This is a genomic window from Dyella sp. SYSU CM1112 (assembly GCF_058216415.1).
The window spans coordinates 1-556 of sequence record NZ_JBZEGI010000054.1 but is presented as its reverse complement, the minus strand read 5'-3'; the positions used below and the strand labels follow the sequence as shown (position 1 = coordinate 556).

Sequence of the window (556 nt, the reverse complement as noted above, 5' to 3'; positions counted from 1 at the left end):
CGAGGCGATCCTCTCCCTCGCAACGCACGTGCAAACCGTGCCGTCGAGCTATCTCGTGGCCGACTACAACCCGGCAAAGGCATGGGAGCGCATCAAGGCGGAAGCCAACGTCGCGCGCAAGGACACCACCACCTACGGCCAGCCGTATATCTATGGCACCGGCCACCTGGATCCGGAGCAGGCCACGTGGCAGGCGCAATTGCGGCACGAGGCCGCTATCAGCGAGCAGGTGCGGTATCAGGGCGAGAGCACGCATCCGGGTGTGCGCTGTGCGCGCGTGGTTCACACCGACGAAGCCCTGCCCGACGCGCCGAACGGCATGCTGATCGTCGAAGTGGTTCACACCGGCGGACGCGACGAGGACTATCGCAATACGTTCAAGGCGATTCCGGCCGACCGGCGTTTCCGCTTGAAACTCAACGAAGCATCATGGCCCAAGATCAAGGGCACGCTGTCAGCGCGTGTCACGTCGCCCGACAAATACAACTATGCCTACCTGACCAAGGCAGGCCACTACGTGGTGCGCTTCGACCTGGATTTCGACCCCTGGAATCCC

Annotated in this window: 1 protein-coding gene; it reads left to right on the top strand. The window is 63.1% G+C overall.

Annotation, left to right across the window (positions count from 1 at the left end):
• Positions 1–556, top strand: a 556-nt coding sequence (locus tag AC4HNJ_RS21570; RefSeq protein ID WP_490481675.1) for a contractile injection system protein, VgrG/Pvc8 family, incomplete at both ends; no start/stop codon positions are given.